General features: G+C 41.2%; 22 protein-coding genes and 2 pseudogenes. 9 read left to right on the plus strand and 15 right to left on the minus strand.

What is annotated here, in order from left to right; translation table 11 throughout:
- Positions 1–3: 3 nt before the first annotated feature.
- The 5 genes from EDC44_RS06270 (at position 4) to EDC44_RS06290 (ending at position 7,267) form a co-directional block, all read left to right on the plus strand.
- A complete protein-coding gene (locus EDC44_RS06270; protein ID WP_131976481.1) occupies positions 4–2,973 on the plus strand; it encodes a toxin VasX in 2,970 nt (989 codons plus the stop codon).
- 9 nt (positions 2,974–2,982) lie between these two features.
- A complete protein-coding gene (locus tag EDC44_RS06275) occupies positions 2,983–3,957 on the plus strand; it encodes a hypothetical protein (protein WP_131976483.1) in 975 nt (324 codons plus the stop codon).
- A 509-nt stretch (positions 3,958–4,466) separates the two neighbouring features.
- The gene (locus tag EDC44_RS06280) at positions 4,467–5,063 is read left to right on the plus strand and encodes a hypothetical protein (protein ID WP_131976484.1); all 597 of its coding nucleotides are present in this window, start codon (positions 4,467–4,469) and stop codon (positions 5,061–5,063) included.
- A 140-nt stretch (positions 5,064–5,203) separates the two neighbouring features.
- Positions 5,204–6,157 carry a hypothetical protein gene (locus tag EDC44_RS06285; protein WP_131976486.1) on the plus strand — a complete coding sequence of 318 codons (954 nt, stop codon included), beginning with the start codon at positions 5,204–5,206 and terminating at the stop codon, positions 6,155–6,157.
- Between the two features lie 129 nt (positions 6,158–6,286).
- A complete protein-coding gene (locus EDC44_RS06290; RefSeq protein ID WP_131976488.1) occupies positions 6,287–7,267 on the plus strand; it encodes a hypothetical protein in 981 nt (326 codons plus the stop codon).
- Positions 7,268–7,327: 60 nt separating this feature from the next.
- On the opposite strand, the gene hemB is transcribed toward EDC44_RS06290, so the two are convergent.
- From hemB to EDC44_RS06325, 7 genes are all read right to left on the minus strand, one after another.
- Entirely contained in the window at positions 7,328–8,344 is a 1,017-nt protein-coding gene (gene hemB, locus EDC44_RS06295; RefSeq protein ID WP_131976490.1) for a porphobilinogen synthase, read from the minus strand.
- A 92-nt stretch (positions 8,345–8,436) separates the two neighbouring features.
- A complete protein-coding gene (gene tatC / locus EDC44_RS06300; RefSeq protein ID WP_131976492.1) occupies positions 8,437–9,192 on the minus strand; it encodes a Sec-independent protein translocase subunit TatC in 756 nt (251 codons plus the stop codon).
- 18 nt (positions 9,193–9,210) lie between these two features.
- Complete coding sequence (gene tatB, locus EDC44_RS06305; protein WP_131976494.1) at positions 9,211–9,756, minus strand: Sec-independent protein translocase protein TatB; 546 nt, start codon at positions 9,754–9,756, stop codon at positions 9,211–9,213.
- A gap of 3 nt (positions 9,757–9,759) precedes the next feature.
- Positions 9,760–9,984 (minus strand): Sec-independent protein translocase subunit TatA, encoded by a 225-nt coding sequence (tatA, locus tag EDC44_RS06310; protein WP_131976496.1) that lies wholly within the window; start codon positions 9,982–9,984, stop codon positions 9,760–9,762.
- 157 nt (positions 9,985–10,141) lie between these two features.
- Positions 10,142–11,785 carry a chaperonin GroEL gene (groL, locus tag EDC44_RS06315; protein WP_131976498.1) on the minus strand — a complete coding sequence of 548 codons (1,644 nt, stop codon included), beginning with the start codon at positions 11,783–11,785 and terminating at the stop codon, positions 10,142–10,144.
- Positions 11,786–11,848: 63 nt separating this feature from the next.
- Positions 11,849–12,139: a co-chaperone GroES gene (locus EDC44_RS06320; protein ID WP_131976500.1), complete on the minus strand. Its 291-nt coding sequence runs from the start codon at positions 12,137–12,139 to the stop codon at positions 11,849–11,851.
- A gap of 90 nt (positions 12,140–12,229) precedes the next feature.
- Positions 12,230–12,727, minus strand: coding sequence for an FxsA family protein (locus tag EDC44_RS06325; RefSeq protein ID WP_131976502.1), 498 nt, complete (start codon positions 12,725–12,727; stop codon positions 12,230–12,232).
- Positions 12,728–12,932: 205 nt separating this feature from the next.
- Between EDC44_RS06325 and aspA the strand changes: the two genes are divergently transcribed.
- A complete protein-coding gene (gene aspA / locus EDC44_RS06330; protein WP_131976504.1) occupies positions 12,933–14,348 on the plus strand; it encodes an aspartate ammonia-lyase in 1,416 nt (471 codons plus the stop codon).
- A 61-nt stretch (positions 14,349–14,409) separates the two neighbouring features.
- On the opposite strand, the gene metE is transcribed toward aspA, so the two are convergent.
- The 4 genes from metE to EDC44_RS06350 form a co-directional block, all read right to left on the minus strand.
- On the minus strand, positions 14,410–16,680 hold the full coding sequence (gene metE, locus EDC44_RS06335; RefSeq protein WP_131976506.1) for a 5-methyltetrahydropteroyltriglutamate--homocysteine S-methyltransferase: 2,271 nt from the start codon (positions 16,678–16,680) through the stop codon (positions 14,410–14,412).
- A 144-nt stretch (positions 16,681–16,824) separates the two neighbouring features.
- A complete protein-coding gene (gene yccS, locus EDC44_RS06340) occupies positions 16,825–18,993 on the minus strand; it encodes a YccS family putative transporter (RefSeq protein ID WP_131976508.1) in 2,169 nt (722 codons plus the stop codon).
- 52 nt (positions 18,994–19,045) lie between these two features.
- Positions 19,046–19,504 (minus strand): methylglyoxal synthase, encoded by a 459-nt coding sequence (gene mgsA / locus EDC44_RS06345; protein ID WP_131976510.1) that lies wholly within the window; start codon positions 19,502–19,504, stop codon positions 19,046–19,048.
- A gap of 67 nt (positions 19,505–19,571) precedes the next feature.
- Positions 19,572–20,225, minus strand: a complete 654-nt coding sequence (locus EDC44_RS06350) for a curli polymerization inhibitor CsgI-related protein (protein ID WP_131976512.1) — start codon at positions 20,223–20,225, stop codon at positions 19,572–19,574.
- 133 nt (positions 20,226–20,358) lie between these two features.
- Here EDC44_RS06350 and EDC44_RS06355 point away from each other — a divergent pair, with 133 nt between their 5' ends.
- Positions 20,359–20,643: an acylphosphatase gene (locus tag EDC44_RS06355; RefSeq protein ID WP_131976583.1), complete on the plus strand. Its 285-nt coding sequence runs from the start codon at positions 20,359–20,361 to the stop codon at positions 20,641–20,643.
- 103 nt (positions 20,644–20,746) lie between these two features.
- On the opposite strand, the pseudogene modC reads toward EDC44_RS06355, so the two are convergent.
- The 3 genes and pseudogenes from modC to EDC44_RS06370 form a co-directional block, all read right to left on the minus strand.
- A pseudogene (gene modC / locus EDC44_RS06360) lies at positions 20,747–21,427 on the minus strand (molybdenum ABC transporter ATP-binding protein); the annotation flags it as partial.
- The gene (gene modB / locus EDC44_RS06365) at positions 21,420–22,139 is read right to left on the minus strand and encodes a molybdate ABC transporter permease subunit (protein WP_131976516.1); all 720 of its coding nucleotides are present in this window, start codon (positions 22,137–22,139) and stop codon (positions 21,420–21,422) included. The pseudogene modC and the gene modB, both read right to left, overlap by 8 nt.
- A 121-nt stretch (positions 22,140–22,260) precedes the next feature.
- Positions 22,261–23,067 (minus strand): outer membrane protein assembly factor BamD, encoded by an 807-nt coding sequence (locus EDC44_RS06370; protein WP_131976518.1) that lies wholly within the window; start codon positions 23,065–23,067, stop codon positions 22,261–22,263.
- 114 nt (positions 23,068–23,181) lie between these two features.
- Here EDC44_RS06370 and rluD point away from each other — a divergent pair, with 114 nt between their 5' ends.
- Entirely contained in the window at positions 23,182–24,156 is a 975-nt protein-coding gene (rluD, locus tag EDC44_RS06375) for a 23S rRNA pseudouridine(1911/1915/1917) synthase RluD (protein ID WP_131976520.1), read from the plus strand.
- A gap of 2 nt (positions 24,157–24,158) precedes the next feature.
- Positions 24,159–24,899, plus strand: a complete 741-nt coding sequence (pgeF, locus tag EDC44_RS06380; protein WP_131976522.1) for a peptidoglycan editing factor PgeF — start codon at positions 24,159–24,161, stop codon at positions 24,897–24,899.
- 3 nt (positions 24,900–24,902) lie between these two features.
- Here pgeF and EDC44_RS06385 read toward each other — a convergent pair.
- A pseudogene (locus EDC44_RS06385) lies at positions 24,903–25,105 on the minus strand (DUF4143 domain-containing protein); the annotation flags it as partial.
- Positions 25,106–25,115: the final 10 nt, after the last annotated feature.

A 25,115-nucleotide genomic window follows, 5' to 3' on the forward strand; every position in this document is an offset into this window, starting at 1 on the left:
AATATGCCGACCCCATTTGAACCGAAACCACAACCTGTTGATTCCATATGTAAAGAATGTCAGGAATTTTATTATGTCTATCCGGTCAGATTCGCGTTGTCCGAGCAAGCGTTTAAAAACATTGAAACGGCGGGCACCGTACCGACTTTGCCGAGCGGCAGTACGGCAAATGCGGATTATGAGTTACGCCGCCTGCGTGACGGCTATATTTATATATTAGCCGGCGATATGTCTTCACCGAGAGATTTAAGCGCGATTACGGCAAAAGCCGGCAGCCCGAAGGCATGGTATATCTATCGCTATCATTCTCCGGAATTGGAAAGTCTGTCAAGCCACAGAGACAAGCTGCCGATGCCTTACCATTTTCGCCAATATCATTGTGAAAACGGCGACTTGTCGCAGAATTGGACGGTCAATCCGCTTTCTACGCCGTGCATTATGCTAAATAAAGCGATTAAACAAATTGAGATAATGTATTCCGATTTTGCCCTGCCGATAGCGTTGCTGAATAAACTGGCGGCGGATATTGAGGTACGACGGCAATGGATGAAGCACGTTGTGTTAAGAGAAAGTGCGGTGGATATTTTAACACTTTCCGAGTGCGTGAAAGATTTTTCGCCGGATGCAAAATTTGCAATACAAGAGCCGAGCAATCAATATCGCTTCAGTACGGTAGGTCGTATTCCCACAGGGTTTATTCCGGAAATTACCCCGAGAGGGAACGAACAGGGCGAAATCGTCGCCTTGGAAGATATGGTCGGCACGATGCGTGATTTAGCGCATTTTCATGTGTATTTGGACGACAAACGCAAAGCCATATTGCAAAAATATGAATATGCGATTACTACGGCACAAATTATTGATGCGCATATGCAGCGGATGTTGGTACTGCAAAATGAAGCTATTCATCATCAAAACAAACAAACGGTAGCCAAGGCTAACCAACTTTATACTTCAAATCAAATTTATACTTATACGGGAATGACCCCTTCGCAGTTTTTCGCAAAAATACAGCGAAAACCGCTGAGTTTATCGGAATTTTATTCTTATAAAAAAGCGTTTTTAGCCGAGTGGCATTTAGATAAAAATAGCCACCCGGATATTTTTGCTAAATTAAAAAATGAGTTGCTGTTAGATAAAGATATTCCCGGCGTGAATGCCATTAATAAAATGGCAAATGTGGCAAATTGTTATGGTAAGCCGTTTAAAAATCTGGTTTCGGTACATACCCAACTCATTGCAAGTGATATTGTGCAATGTCGAATTGAAGAATTTCCGGCATTATTAGCACAAAATGCCGCAAGCGATATTGCTGAAGCCTGGTGTTTGCTTATGCACGGGTTATTCTTCGGGTTAGATTATTCATCGATTGGACAAAATGCCATGCTTGCCGCATTATCGGGAGGTTCATCAATATTACCTGAACAATCGCAAGTGCCTGACGAAGAGGTTATCGCAACACTTAGCACCTGTCTGGCAAATTTTGAAAAAGGCTTTTCTACAATTGAAAAATCGAAAGTTGCAGTGAAAATGGATATGGCTAAGTTCGATTTAGTGGTAAACCTGATTATTGACAAATACTATATCCGGCAGTTTAGTAAACGTTATTCGGGCAAACCGGTTAAGGTTCGACAAATAATAGAAGATATTTATTCCGTTCATCCTAAAACCAATAGTGTGATAACACAGTTTCGTAGTGATGTTCAAACAATCGGTGCACCGCCCAAAAATGCAAGAAAAATAAGCGAACGTTATCGCGTATCAATTAGTCTTCCGGCAATAGATAACGATAATTATCGGTTATTCCAAACCACTCAAAAACCGCTGGGATTAGCGAAATTAATCGGTTATCAACCGCTTGTCGATTTCTTTCTGAAAGGAGGTAAAACCAATAATGCAGCTACATTTGGCGGACAAATTGCCGAGAATCCGACGGCTGCCGTGTTATTAATGTTTGCACAGGAATTTTCACCGGAAACGGGATTAGAGCGGAATCTCACCGAAGCATTACAACGTTTGCAATCATATGCGGGTAACGTGCTTGACGGAAAAGGGCGGTTGGATTTAAGTCGCATGCAAAAAATATCGACAACTCAACATTTTACTTTAATAAAGAATGGAATCCTAAACGCCAATACCGTATTTGCCGGAATCGGGGCATTGATTGAACTGGGTTCTTGGTATGAATCTCGATACCAAGGGGATAGCGTTTCAATGCGGGCATCCGAATTGAAAATTATCGGCGGGCTTGCTGTTGATGCAGGAATAGGCGGATTGGGCATATTATATGGTGCACAAGCCGGTCTGGTTACATCTCTTCTAACCGGAGTCGCTTATTTGGTTTTGGGGATTGGTGTTGTCTTGGTGATTGGGGGGATTATTTATGGACTATCCGCCCCTAAATCAATAGAAACGTGGATGAAAAATGGGTATTGGGGGAATAGCAAGAATTATTGGGGAAATACAGAAAAAGCATATGGTTGGTTAGGAAAAAGATATGATGATTTATCTACACAATTTAATAAAAGCATTTTTACTTTTTCAGAACAGAACGTAATTCCAAAAGATATTTATGATTTTTATCAAATAGAAATGCAACGTTATTTAAAATCTAAATATATCGTACAAATTAGCGCAATAGATCAGCATACTTTTAGAGTGTTACATCCGTCTTTAACGACGGAACAAATAGCTAGGGAAATTCAAGTCGAAGAGATTATACTTAACGGAATTATTCAAGGAAAACTGATTAAACCTGAAAAAATTGAACTAGAAAGGGAAGGTTCGGTTATTTTATCTTTTCCACAATCGGAATGGGAAGGCGTAAATCCTTATCGAAATTTAAATGGCGAATGGACTTATAAATATAAAGATGAAGATCTAAGGGTGATCGGCTTAAAATTATTTATTCCGGAATATCAAGGTTCAAGCGTGCCGATTGATAGAAACTGGAAAGAAATACGGTTTAAATAAGGAGTTATTATGATTGAACGGTATAAAAGGTTACGCTACTCAATTCGTAAACGAGGCAATGATGAAATAGAAATTCGGCATTCATTATTAGACGGTTATGTTCGAGGATTTTTCAGGGCATTATTTATCGCTATTTTTATTTATGGCAGCTATATTAGTGCAGGTTATGGTGAAAGACCATTTGAAAGTGGCATTAGAAGTGTATTAACTACTTATAATTGGGTGATTAATTTGGATGAAGAATTGCTCCCTTTATATAAAGAAGAAATATCAATTTTAGAAAATGCAAAGAAAGATGGATGGTATACTGAAAATTTAAAAACATATGATGAATATAAAACATCTTATCTTAGTAAATATCATAAAAATGATAAAATATATTTATGTATTTATATTGTAATGATAGTAATAATACTCTTTTTATTATTCCTCCCCCGCCCCCGTGGAATTCGAATAAACCGCAAAAAACGCCTGATTTATTGGCAATCCCTTTGCGGTTCCCATTCTATTGCTTATGTGCCCGAAACGGGCGATCCGCTTAGTGGTTTAACTTATAGCCGCTTTGGGTTATACGCCTTTGGCGGGCATAAACGCTTTTCCTTGCATATACGAATTAAAGATTACAGAACAAAACAAATCACTGGCGGCTTTTACGGTGTTTATCCCACACCAAGCGAACAGCATAACGCCGATATTCTTAACGCCATTCGTGCCTATTTAAGTGAAGACGACCCGGAATTTTTACGTTATATCGGCAATCGTTACAAAGTCTGCGGAACGCAATTTAAGATTATGTTCTGCAACGCCTTTGCCCCAGCAATTCCCTTTAGCCGTAAAAAAGCGGATAAGGCTTTAGATAAAGCCCTTGAACTGTGGCAAAAGCAAAATCCGCAACAACAAAATGATTGGTTCAGACATATGCAAAAACAGCAAGAAGCAATACATAAAGCACATGATGACGAATGTCTGGAAAATCGGGTGTAAAATTTCCTGAAAACCGACCGCACTTTTGAGAACAAAATATAACAAGCAATAGGATTTATCGGGAAATTCCGGAGTATCAAGGTTCAACCATGCCGACGGAAAGAAATACGGTTTAAATAGGGAGTGTCATGATGATTGAACGGTATAAAAGGTTACGCTACTCAATTCGTAAACGAGGCAATGATGAAATAGAAATCCGACATTCATTGGTTGATGGATATATCAGAGGTTTTTTTCGTTTTTTGCTAGTTGCTTTTTTTATTTATGGGGCTTTTTTTAGTATCAAATATAATGATAATTTATTTAAAGGTATTATAAAAAATTTCGAGGATGAAATTTTGTTAGAATTTAATCCGGATTCATTAATTAAACCTTTACATCAAGAACATATAAACATAGAAACTAGTCAAGACTTTATTAAAATGTTTCCTGATAGTAAACCTATGCCTTATAGTGAATTTAAAAAATTATATATAAGTAGATATAAAAGTTCATCTTTTTGGATATATTTGTATGGAATTATCGGATTATTCTGTATTTTTCTACTATTCCTCCCCCGTCCCCGAGGAATCCGAATAAACCGCAAAAAACGCCTGATTTATTGGCAATCCCTTTGCGGTTCCCATTCTATTGCTTATGTGCCCGAAACGGGCGACCCGTTAAATGGTTTAACTTATAGCCGCTTTGGTTTATATGCCTTTGGCGGGCATAAACGCTTTTCCTTGCATATACGGATTAAAGATTACAGGACAAAACAAATCACCGGCGGCTTTTATGGTGTGTATCCTACACCAAGCGAACAACATAACGCCGATATTCTCTATGCCATTCGTGCCTATTTAAGTGAAGACGACCCGGAATTTTTACACTATATCGGTAAGCGTTACAAAGTATGCGGAACACGATTTAAAATTATGTTCTGCAATGCTTTTGCCCCAGCAATTCCCTTTAGCCGTAAAAAAGCGGATAAGGCTTTAGATAAAGCCCTTGAACTGTGGCAAAAGCAAAATCCGCAACAACAAAATGATTGGTTCAGACATATGCAAAAACAACAAGAAGCGATACATAAAGCACATGATGATGAATGTCTGGAAAATCGGGTGTAAAATTTCCTGAAAACCGACCGCACTTTTGAGGGAAAAGCATAACAAGCGGTGGGATTTATCGGGAAATTCCGGAGTATCAAGGTTTAACCGTGCCGATTGATGGAAACTGGAAAGAAATACGGTTTGAATAAGGAATTATTATGATTGAACAGTATAAAAGGTTACGCTACTCAATTCGTAAACGAGGCAATGATGAAATTGAGATAAGACATTCGTTACTTGATGGTTATGTTCGAGGATTTTTCAGGGCATTATTTATCGCTATTTTTATTTATGGCAGCTATATTAGTGCAAGTCGTGGTGAAAGACCTTTTGAAAGTACGTTTCAAGAGGTTAAGAGTGATTTTGTTGATTTTATTAAACCAGATACTAGAATCTTATCTTTATATAATAAATATATTGATAGGAGAACAAATTCAGATGAAGAAATATTATCTTATATTGAATTCAGGAAGCCGTATTTAACCAGATTACATAATGAAAAATATAAAATTTATTTGTATATATTATGTGGGATTACAATCCTAGTATTGCTATTTATCCCCCGCTCCCGAGGAATCCGAATAAACCGCAAAAAACGCCTGATTTACTGGCAATCCCTTTGCGGTTCTCATTCCATTGCTTACGTGCCCGAAAGGGGCGATCCGCTTAGTGGTTTAACTTATAGCCGCTTCGGGTTATATGCCTTTGGCGGGCATAAACGCTTTTCCTTGCATATACGAATTAAAGATTACAGGACAAAACAAATCACCGGCGGTTTTTACGGCGTGTATCCTACACCAAGCGAACAGCATAACGCCGATATTCTTAATGCCATTCGTGCCTATTTAAGTGAAGACGACCCGGAATTTTTACGTTATATCGGTAAGCGTTACAAAGTATGCGGAACGCAATTTAAAATTATGTTCTGCAACGCCTTTGTGCCTGCGATTCCCTTTAGCCGTAAAAAAGCGGATAAGGCTTTAGATAAAGCCCTTGAAGTGTGGCAAAAGCAAAATCCGCAGCAACAAAATGACTGGTTCAGACATATGCAAAAACAGCAAGAAGCAATACATAAAGCGCATGATGACGAATGTCTGGAAAATCGGGTGTAAAATTTCCTGAAAACCGACCGCACTTTTGAGGGAAAAGCATAACAAGCAGTAGGATTTATCGGGAAATTCCGGAGTATCAAGGTTCAACAATGTCGATGGAAAGAAATACGGTTTAAATAAGGAATTATTATGATTGAACGGTATAAAAGGTTACGTTACTCAATTCGTAAACGAGGCAATGATGAAATAGAAATCCGGCATTCGTTATTAGACGGTTATGTTCGAGGATTTTTCAGGGCATTATTTATCGCTATTTTTATTTATGGCAGCTATATTAGTGCTAGTTATGGTGAAAGACCATTTGAAAGTATATTGGAAAATATACATAGAAACTATGATTGGGCATTTCAACCAGATAAAAGAGCAAGAAAACAATATGAAAGATATAAAGATATTGCAATCTATCAATATAATAAAGCTCAAGCAGAAAATGATAATTTTGTTAAACCTCCAGTCTCTTATGAAGAATATAAAAAGGACATTATTATTGGGACACCATTAAAAGATTTAATTTTAAGCTTAATTTGGGTTCCAATAGTTATATTTTTATTATTCCTCCCTCGCCCCCGTGGAATTCGAATAAACCGCAAAAAACTCCTGATTTATTGGCAATCTCTTTGTGGTTCCCATTCCATTGCTTATGTGCCGGAAACAGGCGATCCCTTAAGTGGTTTAACTTACAGTCGCTTTGGTTTATACGCCTTTGGCGGGCATAAACGCTTTTCCTTGCATACACGGATTAAAGATTACAGAACAAAACAAATTACCGGCGGTTTTTACGGCGTGTATCCCACTCCAAGCGAACAGCATAACGCTGATATTCTTAACGCTATTCGTGCCTATTTAAGCGAAGTCGACCCGGAATTTTTACGCTATATCGGCAATCGTTACAAAGTATGCGGAACGCGATTTAAAATTATGTTCTGCAATGCCTTTGCCCCGCCAGTCCCGTTTAGCCGTAAAAAAGCGGATAAGGCTTTAGATAAAGCCCTTGAACTGTGGCAAAAGCAAAATCCGCAGCAACAAAATGACTGGTTCAGACATATGCAAAAACAACAAAAAGCAATACATAAAGCACATGATGACGAATGTCTGGAAAATCGGGTGTAAAATTTCCTGAAAACCGACCGCACTTTGATATAGGTATATGCAATATGTTTCTACGTTATACTAACGATAATTCTCATCATACAACCACTCTGCCACTTGTTTGGCAAAGTAGGTTAAAATTCCATCGGCACCGGCGCGTTTGAAGCAAAGCAGGCTTTCCATGATGCATTCTTTCTCTTTCAGCCAGCCGTTTTGAATAGCCGCCATGTGCATTGCGTATTCGCCGGAAACCTGGTACGCGAAAGTCGGCACGCCGAAATATTCTTTTACGCGATAAACCATATCCAAATACGGCATTCCCGGTTTTACCATCACCATATCCGCCCCTTCGGCTAAATCTAATGCGACTTCCTGCAGGCCTTCATTACCGTTGGCAGGATCTACCTGATAAGTTTTCTTATCACCGCCTTTTAAATTGCCTGCGGAACCGACGGCATCACGGAACGGACCGTAGTAATTGGAGGCGTATTTGGCAGAATACGCCATAATTTGCGTGTTAATAAAGCCTTTTTCTTCAAGTGCGGTGCGAATTTTGCCAATTCTGCCGTCCATCATATCACTTGGTGCTACAATATCTGCCCCGGCTTCGGCATGGGAAAGAGCTTGTTTTACCAACACGTCTGTTGTGATGTCGTTTAATACATAGCCGTTATCATCAATAATACCGTCTTGACCGTGAATGGTGTACGGGTCTAAGGCTACGTCAGTGAGCACGCCTAATTCCGGATAAGCGGCTTTCAAGACACGCACGGCACGTTGCACTAAACCCTTGGGATTATAGGCTTCTTCTGCCATTTCTGTTTTTTCGTTTTCCACCACAGGGAAAAGTGCGATAACAGGCACGCCATATTTTACCAATAATCCCGCTTCTACCAATAATTGATCGATAGTCAAGCGTTCGACCTTCGGCATAGACGGCACAGGTTCACGATAATTTTCGCCTTCGATAATAAATACCGGATAAATTAAATCATCAGCAGTCAGTTTATTTTCTGCCACCAAGCGACGGCTGAAATCAGATTTACGCAAACGGCGTAAGCGGCGAGCCGGAAAACCGGTGAAAATTTGTTGGGTCATCGTATGTATCCTTGCGTAGAGTGGGCACTTGTCCCACTATTTTGAATTTGTTGATAATTTTACTGGCGGGCAGCAAACGCCCACTCTAGAAATTAAGATTGAGCCTGTTCACTTTCAACATCATCATCTTTCGGACGATAAAATCTGGCACAGATTACGCCGATTTCAAATAACAAACACATTGGAATTGCCAATAGCGTTTGCGAGAAAATATCCGGCGGCGTTAACAACATACCGATCACAAATGCGCCTACGATGATGTACGGACGTTTCTTTTTCAAATCTTCCGGTGTCGTGATACCTGTCCAACATAATAAAATAATTGCTACCGGCACTTCAAAACAGATACCGAAAGCCAAAAATAATGTGAGTACGAAATCTAAATAGCTACTGATATCCGTTGCAATAGCAACACCTTCAGGCGCGGTTTTGGTTAAGAAACCGAACACTAATGGAAATACCACATAATAGGCAAAAGCTACGCCGAGATAAAATAAAATGGTACTGGAAAACAACAGCGGATAAACCAAACGTTTTTCATGCTGATACAACGCCGGTGCAACAAACGCCCAGATTTGATACAAAATATACGGCACAGAAATAAACACCGATGTAATTAAGGTCAATTTGATCGGAGTAAAAAACGGAGTGACGATACTGGTGGCAATCATACTGGAACCGGCGGGCAATTCACTCACCAAGGGTTCAGAAATCAGTTGATAAATATCATTGGCGAAATACACCAGTCCGCAAAACACCAAAAGAATACAAAGGATACAACGCAACAAACGGTTACGTAATTCCAGTAAGTGGGTAATTAGAGGTTGAGATTCTTCGACGGACGCCATAAGGTTACTCTTTAACTTTTATGTGACTGTGGGGGCAGATTCAAAACTATCTTCGGTTTCATATTGTTGTACGTGAGCCATAATCTCATCTTGCTCGGCTAATTCAGCCCGTTCATCCGGAGATAACTCTGCCGTTTCACAATGAGCTAAGGCTTCCACTGATTCGCTTTCAGTATCTTTAGGTGCTTGAGCGTTTGCCATATCCGTATCAATGGCATTTTGCACTTTAACTTTGGCTGCCGCAATATCTGCATCCATTTCGCTTGCGGTGTGATTCAAATTCGCCTGCATTTTTTGTGCGGACGCTTTTAATTCTTCCACGGTTTTGCTTAACTCAGGCGATAAGGTTTTCAGATTTAGCTGCTCGGCTTTTTTGATACTGTCTTGCAATTCTTGCAATTTTAGCTCTTGGGTCAATTCATTCTGCACATTTGCTGCCAAGCCGCGTAACGTGCGAACCCAGCCCATTACGGTGCGGATTGCTACAGGCATTCGTTGCGGCCCCAGCACCACTAAGCCCACAATAAAAATTAAAACCAGTTCGGAAAAGCCAATATCAAACACGGATTAAGCCTGTTCTTTTTCTTTTACTTTTTCTGTTTGTGCAGATTTTTCCGTATCATTCAACGATTTGAATTCTGCCTCTTGAGCATCTTCATCTTTCATTGCTCTTTTAAAGCCTTTTACGGATTCGCCCAAATCAGAACCCAAAGTTCTTAATTTTTTTGTTCCGAATAATAATACTACGATTGCGACAATGATGAGAAGTTGCCAAATACTGATACCGCCCATAGAATTTTTCCTTTAATTAATAATAAAATAACTGTTGAACTATACTCTTTTTAAGCTGGTTGAACAATAGCTTAAAAAGATTATTTTCCACAAACATAGCAAAAGTGCGGTGATTTTCACCGCACTTTTCAGCTTTGATTCAGCTTAGGGGAAGGAATTACATCATACCGCCCATTCCACCCATACCGCCCATTCCGGCAGCGGCGCCGGCAGCATCATCTTTCGGTAAATCCGTTACCATACATTCTGTGGTAATCATTAAACCTGCGATGGAAGCCGCAAATTGTAATGCACTACGAGTTACCTTGGTCGGATCCAAAATCCCCATTTCGATCATATCGCCGTATTGTTCCGTACCTGCGTTATAACCGAAATTACCTTCTCCGTTTTTCACCGCACTTGCCACAACGGATGCTTCTTCGCCGGCATTTTCAACGATTTGACGAAGCGGTGCTTCCATTGCACGTAATGCAAGTTTGATACCTACGTTCTGCTCTTCATTGTCGCCTTTTAAGCCTGTTGCCGCTTTACCTGCCGCACGGATTAATGCCACGCCGCCGCCGGCAACGATACCTTCTTCCACCGCAGCACGGGTTGCGTGAAGAGCGTCTTCAACACGGTCTTTTTTCTCTTTCATTTCAACTTCAGTTGCTGCACCCACTTTGATTACAGCCACACCGCCGGCTAATTTCGCTACGCGTTCTTGTAATTTTTCTTTGTCGTAATCTGAAGTAGATTCTTCGATTTGTTGACGAATTTGTGCAACACGTCCTTTGATTTGCACTTCATCACCGATACCGTCAATGATAGTGGTGTTATCTTTGTTGATCACAACACGTTTTGCCTGACCTAAATCTTCTAATGTTGTTTTTTCTAATTCCATACCGATTTCTTCAGAAATCACAGTACCTGCGGTTAGAATAGCAATATCCTGCAACATCGCTTTACGGCGATCACCAAAGCCCGGTGCTTTCACAGCTGCAACTTTCACGATACCGCGCATTGTGTTCACAACTAATGTTGCCAAGGCTTCGCCTTCAACGTCTTCGGCAATGATTAATAACGGTTTACCCGCTTTTGCTACACCTTCTAATACCGGTAATAATTCGCGGATGTTAGAGATTTTTTTGTCCACCAATAATAAATATGGGCTGTCTAATTCAACGGTTGCGGTTTCCGGTTTGTTGATGAAATACGGTGATAAATAACCGCGGTCGAATTGCATCCCTTCAACAACGGCAAGTTCATCTTCTAAACCTGTGCCATCTTCAACGGTGATGACACCTTCTTTGCCCACTTTTTCCATTGCTTGTGCAATTAATTGACCCACAACACTGTCAGAGTTAGCAGAAATAGTACCCACCTGTTCGATTTCTTTTGATGTTTCACAAGGTTTGGAGAGTACTTTTAATTCAGTCACAACTGCCGCTACCGCTTTGTCGATACCGCGTTTTAAATCCATTGGGTTCATACCTGCCGCAACGGCTTTTAAACCTTCATTTACGATAGCTTGTGCAAGAACAGTCGCCGTAGTTGTACCGTCACCGGCTGCATCATTGGCTTTAGAAGCAACTTCTTTCACCATTTGCGCGCCCATATTTTCGAATTTATCTTCTAATTCGATTTCGCGGGCTACAGACACACCGTCTTTAGTGATAGTCGGTGCACCGAATGATTTGTCTAAAATTACATTACGACCTTTAGGACCTAAAGTCACTTTCACTGCATCTGCTAAGGTGTTCACACCCGCTAACATTTTTACACGAGCGCCATTACCGAATTTTACGTCTTTTGCTGCCATTTTTTTATTCCTTAATTTTTAATAATGTTACGTTAATGGACGTATACAACACGCCCCCACAAATTATTCTACGATTGCTAAAATATCATTTTCAGAAATAATCAACACTTCTTCACCATCGATTTTTTCTGATTTCACGCCATAACCATCGTTGAAAATAACAGTGTCGCCGACTTTCACATCAAGTGGTTGCACAGTACCATTATCTAAAATGCGGCCTTTGCCTACGGCTAATACTTTACCGCGAGTTGATTTGGTCGCCGCAGAACCGGTTAATACGATACCGCCTGCTGAAAGGGTTTCAACTTCTTCACGTTTTAAGATCACACGGTCGTGTAATGGACGAATATTCATTTAAATTTTCTCCTGTTAATTATTGAGTTAATAAAAAATACTTTTCTTATATAGGGCAACAATTTGCACTTTCAAGGGAAATAATAAAAATTATTTTAATCTTTTATCATCATCTGCCTGCTTTTCAAATTCCGCCTCAAACACATTATCATCATTTTGCGAAGCAAATCCCCTATTAACCCCCGAAGTGCGGTCACTTCCAAAAGAAAATCCTGAAAATCCACCGGAAACAAACCGCACTTTATTGCCTACAAAACGCTCAAGCCATAAACTGCCAAGGGGTGTCAGTAAAATTAAGGCAAACAAATCCGTTAAAAATCCCGGGATAATAAACAACACCCCGGCAAACATCCAAACACCGGATTTAAACAGCGATCGGGTTGGAATTTCACCTTGCGATAACTGTTTTTTCACATGAAACAACGTATAAATCCCACGGGCCCGCATAATTGCCCCACCGATAAACGCGGATAGCAACAATAACAAAATCAATGCAAACACACCCAAATGTGAGCCAATCCACACCAACACGGAAAATTCCGCATAAATAAACAAAAAGGCGAATAAGAAAAATAATAAAATAGGCATAGTCGGTTCCATATGTGATTTTTTAATCAATATGGCGATGTTATATGACATTTTCAACACTTATTCGAATTAAAAAAACTAATCTGAGTCCTTAATTTAAAGACGATGAACCATTTTGTAAAATGTGATCGAGATCAAGTTTTCCTGATAATTAAATTCCTATAATGAATCCGACTTGAACACACAACCTTTATAGGAGACAGCTATGAAAACCAGAATTGAAGTGGATTTATTAGGTGAACGCGAAGTACCCGCCGATGCTTATTGGGGGATTCACACATTAAGAGCGGTAGAAAATTTTAATATTTCTGATGTAACAATTTCCGATGTGCCGGAATTTGTGAAAGGTATGGTGATGGTAAAAAAAGCCACCGCTTTAACGAACGGCGAATTGGGTGCAATTCCTGCCAATATCGCTGATGCCATTGTAGCGGCTTGTGATGAAATTTTAACTACCGGCAAATGTCTGGATCAATTCCCGTCTGATGTATATCAAGGCGGTGCAGGCACATCAGTGAATATGAACACCAATGAAGTGGTGGCAAATCTAGCGTTGGAACATTTAGGTCATCAAAAAGGCGAATATGACATTATCAATCCGATGGATCATGTTAATGCCAGCCAATCCACCAATGATGCGTATCCGACGGGATTTCGCGTTGCGGTGTATAACAGCATTATGAAATTAGTGGAAAAAGTGCGTTATTTACAACAAGGCTTTGAAAATAAAGCCAATGAATTTGCTAATATCCTAAAAATGGGGCGTACTCAATTACAAGATGCGGTGCCGATGACTGTAGGGCAAGAATTTCATGCCTTTGCCGAATTGCTTAACGAAGAAGTACGCAATTTAAGCCGTGCGGCAGAATTATTATTGGAAGTCAACTTAGGGGCAACCGCAATCGGCACAGGCTTAAATACGCCGGAAGGCTATGCAAAATTAGCGGTACAAAACTTAGCGAAAGTCACTGGTTTGCCTTGCGTGCCGGCACCAAATTTGATTGAGGCCACTTCAGACTGCGGTGCTTATGTAATGGTGCATGGTGCGTTAAAAAGAAGTGCGGTGAAATTATCCAAAGTTTGTAACGACTTACGTTTGCTCTCATCAGGTCCGCGTGCAGGTTTGAATGAAATCAATTTGCCGGAATTGCAGGCCGGTTCATCCATTATGCCGGCAAAAGTGAATCCGGTTGTGCCTGAAGTGGTAAACCAAGTATGCTTTAAAATCTTTGGTAACGACATCACGGTAACTTTTGCGGCAGAAGGCGGTCAATTGCAATTAAACGTAATGGAACCGGTGATTGGTCAAGCGATGTTTGAGTCTATTGAATTATTAACCAACGCGTGCGTGAACCTACGTGATAAATGTGTGGACGGCATTACGGTGAATAAAGAAGTGTGCGAAAACTATGTGTTCAATTCCATCGGTATCGTCACTTATTTGAATCCGTTTATCGGCCACCATAACGGTGACCTGGTGGGCAAAATCTGTGCTCAAACCGGTCGCGGTGTGCGTGATGTAGTATTGGAAAAAGGTTTGCTGACGGAAGATCAGTTGGATGATATTTTGTCTGTGGAAAACTTGATGAATCCAACTTATAAAGCAAAATTAAATAAATAAACACCGCACTTTTTACGGATAATTGTTGTAGGGTGGGCACTTGTTGCCCACCAATAAAAAATTACACCAATTCTTTACGCAATTTCTTCGTTACATCCACCATCACTTTCAAGGCTTCAACGGTTTCAGGCCAGCCACGGGTTTTTAAACCGCAGTCCGGGTTTACCCATAAACGTTCGGCAGGGACGACTTTTAAGGCCTTACGCAACAGATGTTCGATTTCTTCCGCTTTCGGTACTCGCGGACTGTGGATATCATAAACGCCGGGACCGATGTCGTTCGGGTATTTGAAATCGCCAAATGCGGTGAGTAATTCCATATCGGAACGGGACGTTTCAATAGTGATCACATCCGCATCCAATTCTGCAATAGCCGGTAAAATATCGTTAAATTCGGAATAACACATGTGGGTGTGAATTTGCGTATCATTGGCACAACCCATTGAACTTAAACGGAATGCTTCGCCCGCCCATTGCAGATATGTATCCCAATCCGCGCGTTTCAGCGGTAAGCCTTCACGGATTGCCGGTTCGTCAATTTGAATGATTTTAATACCCGCTTTTTCCAAATCACGCACTTCATCGGATAACGCCACGGCGATTTGTTTGCACACCGTAGAACGTGGAATATCGTTACGCACAAAAGACCATTGCAAAATCGTCACCGGGCCGGTCAACATTCCTTTCATTGGTTTTTTCGTCAGGCTTTGAGCATATTGCGACCAACGCACGGTCATCGGAGTAGGACGTTCTACATCGCCATAAATCACCGGCGGTTTTACACAACGAGAACCGTAACTTTGCACCCAGCCGAATTTGGTGAACGCAAAACCGTCTAATAACTCACCAAAGTATTCCACCATATCATTACGCTCTGCTTCACCGTGTACCAACACATCAAGATCTAATTTTTCTTGTTCCCGTACCACAAACTCAATTTCTTTTTTCATTGCGGTTTCATAATCTGCCAAGCTCAATTCGCCTTTTTTAAAGCGGGAACGCGCGTAACGAATTTCCGTGGTTTGCGGGAATGAACCGATATTGGTAGTCGGCAGTAACGGCAGATTGAGCCAAGCATTTTGTAATTTAATGCGTTCTGCAAATGGCAATTTACGCTGATCCGCATCTTGTGATAAATTCGCCAAACGTTCCGACACTGCAAGGCGGTGAATCTCTTGCGAGTTAGTTCGGGCCTCAAAAGCCTGTTGGCAGGTAGTTAATTCCGCCTGCACCGCAGTGCGGCCGTTTTCTAATGCTTGTTTCAACGTGCCTAACTCTTGCACTTTTTGCAACGTAAAGGCTAACCAGCTATAGAGATCAGCATTATCGGTTTGTAATTGGGTTTCCACACTGAGATCATAAGGCGTATGCAATAAGGAACAGCTCGGTGCAATCCATAAGCGTTCGTTTAACTGTGCTTTCAACGGTTCCAATACATCCAACACTTGATTTAAATTGGCACGCCAAATATTACGCCCATCAATCACACCGGCAGAGAGCACTTTATCATAATCGGCAAATGCACTTACTTGTTGGGGGGCACGCACTAAATCAAGATGCAAACCGTCCACCGGCAAGGCTTTTAATAATTGACTGTGTTCTGCCACAGACCCGAAATAAGTGGCAAATAATAATTTCGCCTCCACTTTCGCCAATTCTGCATAGACGATTTTATAGGCTTCCAGCCATTCTGTCGGTAAATCTAAGGTGAGTGCCGGTTCGTCAATTTGGATCCACTCTGCCCCTTCATTGGCAAGTGCGGTCAAAATTTCCACATAAATAGGAATGAGTTGAGGCAATAAATCAAAGCGGTTAAAGGTTTCGCCTTTTTCTTTGCCTAACCATAAAAATGTCAGTGGTCCCACGATAGTCGGTTTGGCTTTATAACCTAAAGCTCGAGCTTCTTTTAGCTGATTCACATAATGTGTCGGATTGGCTTTAAATTGGGTATCTTTTTGAAATTCCGGCACTAGATAATGGTAGTTGGTGTCAAACCATTTTGTCATTTCAATGGCAAATTGATCTTTATTTCCGCGAGCCAGTTGGAAATATTGCTCTAAGGTTAGTTGTTGACTGTCGAAACCAAAACGAGCAGGAATCGCTCCTGTTGCCACTTGCAGATCTAAAATATGATCGTAAAAAGTGAAATCCGCCACGGAAACAAAATCAGCCCCCGCCTTGGCTTGATATTGCCAGTTAGCTTCCCGCAAAAGTTTTGCCACTTGCAATAAATCCTGTTCGTTTAACTCTTTACGCCAATAACGTTCTTGTGCAAATTTTAATTCGCGTTTTGCACCAACACGTGGAAAGCCTAAAATATGAAATGTTGTCATTTGTTTTCTCCCATAGTCTGTTGTGATTTGAATTTTTATTTAGACGTTTAGCCATCTAAATCCTATGAACAGATAATGCGATATTTTTAATTATTAGACAACCTCATAATTTTAATAATTAAAATGAATATTATTCATAATAAATTATGAATTTACAGCAGATGATTTTTGGTAGATATGACAAAACGCCTGATTCAACTGTGGCAAAACCTGGCTGATCATTGCCAGTTGTTGCACCGGTACGGTGAAATCCGTGCCTTGGTGGTTTTCGTTAAGTTCTGAGGCATATTGTTTCAGACTTAAATCAATGTTCAAAGAAAGTTGCTCAAATTCGTCCTGCGATAGCTGACCAAGATTTTCCAGCACATAAATAATTTTTTTCGCCACGGGATAAAATTGAGCAAGAAAATCTGCACTTTGGTGTAATTGCTTCATTTTATTGCGAAATGCACCCAGCGCGGAAATATAGCTGAGCAAAGAATAATTAATATTCAACAGTTGAAAGCCATCTTGCAGAAAAGTGCGGTACTTTTCCGGTTCATTATTCATATTAGAAATAGTGGTACTTAATTCCGTGGCGTATTCGTGAGCATTACGGCGGACAATGCGGTATTTTAAATCGTCACCGCGGCCAAATTGCAACTGGCTGATAATATACAGCAAATATTTCGCATCGCTTTTTATTGCCTGCACCGCCACTTTATCCAACGCCAAATACTTCCAATCCGGCCATAAGTAAGACACGCCGAACCACGAGATCACCGCACCGATGAAAGTGTCAATCACACGCGATCCCATTGCCGCATAAATATCAAAGCCCATGATATCAAAGCTGGTCAGCACTTGGATGGTGATAAAAAAGGTGGAAAAGCTATAATTATTGGTGCGGAAAAAATAAAACAACGTGCTGGACAACACCACGATACCTAATTTTGCTTCCAAGGTCGCGGTGAAATAGGGCAACAAAGAACCGATGATCACACCTAAAATCGTGCCGATAATCCGCTGTTTTAACCGCACTTTGGTCGCGGAATAGTTCGGTTGGCAGACAAAAATCGCGGTTAATAAAATCCAATAACCTCGTTCTAACTGAAAGATTTCCACAATAGCACAACATAAAAAGACAACGATGGATAACCTCACAGCGTGGCGGAACAGTTGGGAATTAAACGTAAAATGACTGCGAATGGAATAAAAAATATTGTGCAAACCACTGATATTTTCCGCTTGAATCTGAGCATTGTCATTATCATCGGGATTTTCAACGGCTTTTTGATCTAAATGACTGAGTTGCCAATCAATACCCTGCAAATTATCTAACAGACTTCTTAAATGCTGTAACAAGGATGCGTTAATATCGCGATGGGCGGCGGTGTAATGTTCAAAGGATTGGTTTAATCCTTGAATCGCCCGTTCTAATCGCGGATGATAGGTATAAGATTGATTTTGCCTTAAGCCGGAAGCAATATCCCGGCAGGCTTGAGCCTGTAGTTCAAATAACCGTTGGATGCGGAATAATAAATCCGTATTTTTCAATAGGTTGGTTAAGGATTGATAATCAAAATAACTGGAATTGGCTCGCTCGTGCATTTCCTGTGCGGCAAAATAATAGCGGATCATTTTGGTGGTGCGAATATGCCGATGCTGATTTTTCAAACGGTAAAACAATGCCAATCGCCCCACATTAAAGGCATTGGTCAACAAACTGTTTTTCATTGCCAGATTATATTGTTTTTGCGGTAAAATTTCGTTGTCGTCAGGATCAAAAAAAGAGGATTTCACATCCAAATAATCCGCAAGTGCGGTGAAAGAATCCGCAATATTTTCCTGCACCGCACGGTTGGGAAAGAACGCATACACCAACAGCGATAGCAGGCTATAAAGCAAGGTCCCCGTAAGAATTAAAATCGGATTAAGATACCAAAGGGTTTCCGGCAAATAAGTGAGAATGGTGTATAGCCCCACCACCAGCGTGCCAAAGGCGATGGTGCGATAACGAGATCCCACCGCACCGAGCATTGTCAGTACAAAGGTCAGCACAGTCATCATCAGCACAAACCACAGGTTTTGCGTAATAAATAACTGCACGGTAACTGTGGTGAGCGAGAAAGCACAAAGGGTATAAAAGAGATTTTTGACCCGTCCGGTCAGTCGGTGATCCAAATCCACCAAGGCACCGGCGATAATACCCAGCACCAAAGGCATACTTTGTTGCGAAATATCCGCAAACCATACCGCCACGGATGCGATATTCACTGATAAAAAAATCGGTACACTTGCTAAAATTCGGGCATTAAACCAATTTGCTTTCATTATTTATCAATCGATTCCCTAAAAATTCTCTAAAGTGCGGTCATTTTTTCAATTATTTTAACCGTTCCCGCAAATACCCTTGATAATCCGGAATGCGGATTTCTGTGGTTTGATTAAATGCCGGCGAGTGAATCAGAAAATCGGCAGTGGCGATATTCATTGCCACGGGAATATTCCACACCGTCGCTACCCGCATTAAGGCTTTTACGTCAGGATCATGGGGCACTGCATTCATTGGATCCCAAAAGAAAATCATTAAATCAATTTTACCTTCGGCAATCAAACCGCCTAATTGCTGATCCCCGCCCATCGGACCGCTTAATAAACTGGTAATGCTTAATCCGGTTGCCCGTTCAATTAAATGCCCGGTAGTGCCGGTGGCAAAAAGCCTATGATTTGCCAATACATCGCGATGACTCACCGTCCAATCAATTAAATCTTGTTTGCAGTGATCGTGAGCCACTAAGGCAATGCGTTTTGTTGAAGATAAAGTGCGGTAGGTTTTTTCCATTTTTTTTATTCCTTTTGAAAAACAAAATAGAAAAAAGGGGCGAAATCGCCCCTTAATAAAGATAAGATTATTTTTTAGTTGCCCATTTTAAGAAACGTTGTTGTGTTTCTGCATCCGCTTGTTGGAACCAATATTGTAATTGTTGCTCCACCATATTTTCGCCTTGTACCACCACTTTACCTTTTTGTGCTTTACCTAAAGTCGGCACTGCCGCAGGCATTGCAGTTGCCGCAAATGAACGAACCGCAGCTTTTGCACCGGAAGCGTTGTATTCGGATAAATTATCTACTAAGTTCACGCCCGGCAGGAAACCTTCTTGTTTCAAATATTCCTGCACTGAAGATACGTGTGAACCGGAAGTAGTTTTAACCTTAATTTCAGGATTTTTCTTGAAATTATTTACATCACGTTCGTTTTCAATACGCGGTGCAGAAATCACAACATCATCATGCGGGGCTTGGAAAGTCACCACAATCGGATCGGATTCAAATAATTCGCGATCAGACCCAACACGCACAATTTCAGACACACGCACAACCACTTGATGTTTTTCGCCGCCGCTAACATTTAATGAGCGCGCTTCTTTCAATAAAGATTTACTCGCTTTCTGTCCGTCAACAGCTAAAAACTCAACGTTTGAAGAACCGGTCACTACGCCGGCAAATGCGGTAGTGCTTGCAAAAACCGCTGCTACGCTTAACGCAATGTGCTTAAATTTCATATAAACTCCTAAATAGCGTTTGAAACAATAAATGTTTGTCTATCCTATTCTAATTTGATTAAAATTGAAATAGAAAAATGTGAAACAAGTATAAATTTTGTTTAAAATCAAAATAATTAAGGAGAACAATATGCTGATAAGAAAACAATTTTCCGTTTATGGACGAGTGCAAGGTGTCAGTTTTCGTTTTTTTACGCTGCGGAAAGCACAAAAAATCGGCGTATCGGGGATTGTGAGAAATCTCAGCGACGGCAGTGTGCAAGTGATTGCAGAAGGCTCCGAACAACAAATCGAAACCTTATACCAATGGCTACAACAAGGTCCGAAAACAGCGAAAGTTGATCAAGTAATTATGCAAGATTATATGGGAAATCAGACATTTGAAAGTTTTGAAATTACACGTTTTGCTTCTCCATAAAGCATATTGGTGCATTGCGTTAGCTTGTTCGAACCAAATCGGGAAGTTTTCCGCATACGCAGGATTTACCGTTAGTTAAAAATAACTGCTAAAAATGTGCGGCTTGTTGCCAACGTTGAAAATGTTCGCTTGCCCAAACTGTAGGCAAATTATCGGCAATTAAAACTTTTCCGTCTTCCAGTAACACCACATGATCCGCTAAAGCCTGCAATTCATTTAAGCTATGGCTCACATATAAAATAGGGATTTCAATTTGTCGGGTCAGTGCTTCCAAATAGCTTAACAATTCCCGTTTACGGGGTAGATCTAATCCGGACAAGGGTTCATCCATTAATAATAATTCCGGTTCCGATAATAACGCCCGCCCAATGGCTACCCGCTGTTTCTCACCGCCCGATAAGCTGTACGGATAACGGTTTAACAACATATTTAAACCGAGTAAATTCACAATATCATCAACGTGTTGCGAATTGTCGCATTTCATTCCGTATTGCAAATTTCCTTTTACTTTATAGTGTGGAAACAGGCGGGCATCTTGGAACACATAAGCGATATGACGCTTTTCCGGTGCGAGATTAATATTGCTGCGTCTATCAAATAAAGTGCGGTCATTAATAACAATTTTTCCGTCATCGGGCGACAGCAAACCGGCTACCAAATTAATCAGGGTCGATTTGCCCGCTCCGGATAACCCAAAAATCCCGGTCACGCCTTTTGCCGGTAGTTGCAAGTCCACATCTAAAGTTAAATCCAGAAATTGTTTTTTTACGATAATCTCAAGCATTGTTATTTCCCAGCCGTTTTTGCATAAATTTCGCCAGCCATTCCGATAGTAATAAAGACAATAACGCCAATAACACAGCAAACACACAAAGCCGTGCGGCTTCAAATTCCGCTCCCGGCGTTTGAATAAAGGAATACATTGCCAGCGGGATAGTTTGAGTTTCACCGGCAATATTGGACACAAAAGTGATGGTTGCGCCAAATTCGCCCAAAGCTCGAGCAAACCCCAGCACCGTACCGGCTAAAACACCGGGCAGAGTCAGGGGCAAGGTGATAGTGAAAAACACTCGAATTGGCGATGCCCCCAATGTACGTGCGGCTTGTTCCAATTTGCGGTCAATACTTTCCAAGGATAAACGGATCGTCCGCACCACTAAAGGTAAAGACACTATCGCCGCTGCCAGCACCGCACCTTTCCAGCTAAAGGCAAAAGAAACACCGAACCATTCATATAAATATTTGCCGATCAGTCCGTTTCTGCCCATTGTTACCAACAGCAAATATCCCACTACTACCGGCGGTAGCACCAAGGGTAAATGCAAAATGCCGTTAAGTGCGGTCTTTCCCCAGAAATTCTTGCGAGCCAACAACCACGCCAAAACAATGGCGACAGGCAAACTGTATAACATCGCACTTAATGCTACGCTCAGGCTTAAATGAATAGCACTACGTTCCAGTTCGCTAAGTGAAAAAAAATCAAGAATAGATTGCATAGAGAAAACTCGTTATGTAATTTTTTATATATGATATAAGAGAAAGGAAATTTTGGCAAAGTGAAAAGTGCGGTTACTTTTAGAAAAAATTTAAGGCGGAAATCATTCCGCCCTAAAATCATTAATTTGTTGCATTCACTCTTGGTGGTGTTACATCCGGATCTTCCGGTTTTTCTACGTCTGCATAAGTTTTATCTTTGTTTTGTTCAATTAACTGCTCGGTTTTTGCCGCCATTTCAGTTAAGCCTAACGCTTCATAAGCTTCTTTTAACAACGGACGGGCTTCTTGTGCCGCCCAAGTATCCGGATAACGGCTTAACAGACCTAAGCAACGATTCACGACCGCAACGTAAGCTTTACGTTTTTCATAAAACTCGGCGATCTCAAGTTCATGTTTCGCTACACGTTTTTTCAAATAAGTCATACGCAAAGACGCGTCTAACGCATATTTGCTGTTCGGGAAATGCTGAATTAAGGTTTCAAAGTTACCATAAGCATTTTTAATTGTGGTGGTTTCACGGGAGGCACGGTCGATATTAAACAAATCCTGTAAGAAGTTATCACCTAATGCCTGATTCGTTAAACCCGCCATATATAACACATAATCTAAATTACGGCTGGTTGGGTGTGCGCGTAAAAAACGCTCCGCAATACTTAATGTATTGGTGTAGTCTTGACGTTGATAGTAAGAATAAATTAAATCTAATTGATTTTGCTCACTATTGGCACTACCGGGATAGCGGCTTTCGATGGCTTCCAAATAACGAACCGCTTCGCCATAGTTTTCATCATTCAGATAATATTGCGCTCTTTCATTAAGTTCCAACAAAGAGCCTTGTGCAACTTGATCTTCTTTAGATGAGCCGGAACAGGCGGTAACCGCCAATACAGTGAATGTGATCAATGCAAGTCTTTTTAAATTACGCATTATCTTATCCTTTTATCCTTATATCAAAAATTAGATTTGCTTTTAGAAATATTTTCGATATTGTATAGGACATTATCAAATAAGCAAACTCAAATTATTGGATTATTGTTATTTATGGCACAAATTACTTTATCTGCGGAAGTGCAACCGCAGCAAATGGGGCAACGTTTAGACCAAACATTAGCAGAATTGTTCCCCGATTATTCCCGTTCCCGCATAAAAACCTGGATTGAAGCGGACTTGGTACAAATAAACGGCAAAATTGCCAATGTCCCCCGTGAAAAAATCTATGGCGGCGAACAAGTAGAAATCATGGTGGAAGTGGAAGATGATACCCATTTTGAGCCTGAAAATCTGCCGTTGAACATCATCTATGAAGACGATGATATTTTAGTCATCAACAAACCGAAAGATTTTGTGGTGCACCCTGGTGCGGGCAATCGCAACGGCACGGTACTGAATGCGCTGCTCTATCATTATCCGCAAATTGCGGAAGTACCTAGAGCGGGCATTGTCCACCGTTTAGATAAAGACACCACAGGTTTGATGGTGGTGGCAAAAACAATTCCGGCACAAACCAAACTGGTGCGGGATCTGCAAAAACGTAAAATCACCCGCGAATATGAAGCCATTGCCGGCGGAATTATGACCAAGGGAGGAAAAGTGGATCAACCGATGGCACGCCACCCGACCAAACGCACGCATATGGCCGTACACCCAATGGGTAAACCGGCGGTAACACACTATCGTATTATGGAACGTTTCCGCGATTACACTCGCTTGCGTTTACGCTTGGAAACAGGTCGTACTCATCAAATTCGCGTACATATGGCTCATATCGCTCACCCATTATTAGGCGATCAAATCTATGGCGGTCGCCCGCGTCCGCCGAAAAATGCCAGCGAACATTTTGCCGAAGTACTACGCAATTTTCAACGCCAGGCTTTGCACGCGGTAATGTTGCGTTTAGAGCATCCGATCACCGGCGAGCCGATGGAATGGCACGCTCCGCTGCCCGATGATTTTGTGGAATTGGTTAATGCACTGAAAGAAGATTATCAATTGCATAAAGATGAATTGGATTATTAAAAATGAACTGCATTAAACCCAACTGGCAAGCACCAAACAACGTTCACGGTTTCACCACCACCCGACAAGGCGGTGTAAGCCTTGCCCCGTTTGATAGCTTTAATCTCGGCGATCACGTGGGAGATGATAAAAATTCAGTGAAAACCAACCGCACTTTATTGGTGGAACAGTTCGACCTGCCCCAAACACCGCTGTTTTTAAACCAAACCCACAGCACTAATGTGGTAACTTTGCCATACTGCGGTGAAACGCCCAATGCGGATGGGGTTTATACCAATCAACCGAACCAAGTATGTTTGGTGATGACGGCCGATTGTCTGCCGGTATTGTTTACCAATCAACAAGGCAACGAAGTAGCATCTGCTCACGCCGGCTGGCGGGGGTTATGCGATGGCATTTTAGAAGCGACGGTGGCAAAATTTCAATGTGATCCGCGAGAAATTATCGCTTGGTTCGGTCCCGCCATTGGCAAAACCGCCTTTCAAGTAGAGCGAGAAGTGGTGGATCAATTTATGGCTTTTGACAGCCGGGCAGAATCCGCGTTTTTGCGGGATCAAAGTGCGGTCGATTCTGAAAAATATTTAGGCGATCTGTATAAAATTGCCACCCAACGTTTAAATAAACTTGGCATCACCCAAATCAGCGGTGGCGAACATTGCACCTATTTGGAAAAAGAGCCATTTTTCTCCTATCGCCGAGACGGTCAAACCGGTCGAATGGCAAGTGTGGTGTGGTTTGAATAGTTACAACAAATACACAATGCCGGATGTTTCCAAAATGCTCAACCAACGTTTAACCGTATCCACTGACACGCCGACCTCTTGTGCTACACTACTGTAATTCAACAATTCCCCGCTACGGCCGGCAATAGCCACCATAAACGAGTAAAATCGCCTGTATCAGCCATATTACCGATTTGTCGCACATTGCGTTCAATATAAGTGGTAACGATAGTAATC

Origin of the sequence: Cricetibacter osteomyelitidis, from assembly GCF_004340985.1 — a bacterium.
GTDB lineage: Bacteria > Pseudomonadota > Gammaproteobacteria > Enterobacterales > Pasteurellaceae > Cricetibacter > Cricetibacter osteomyelitidis.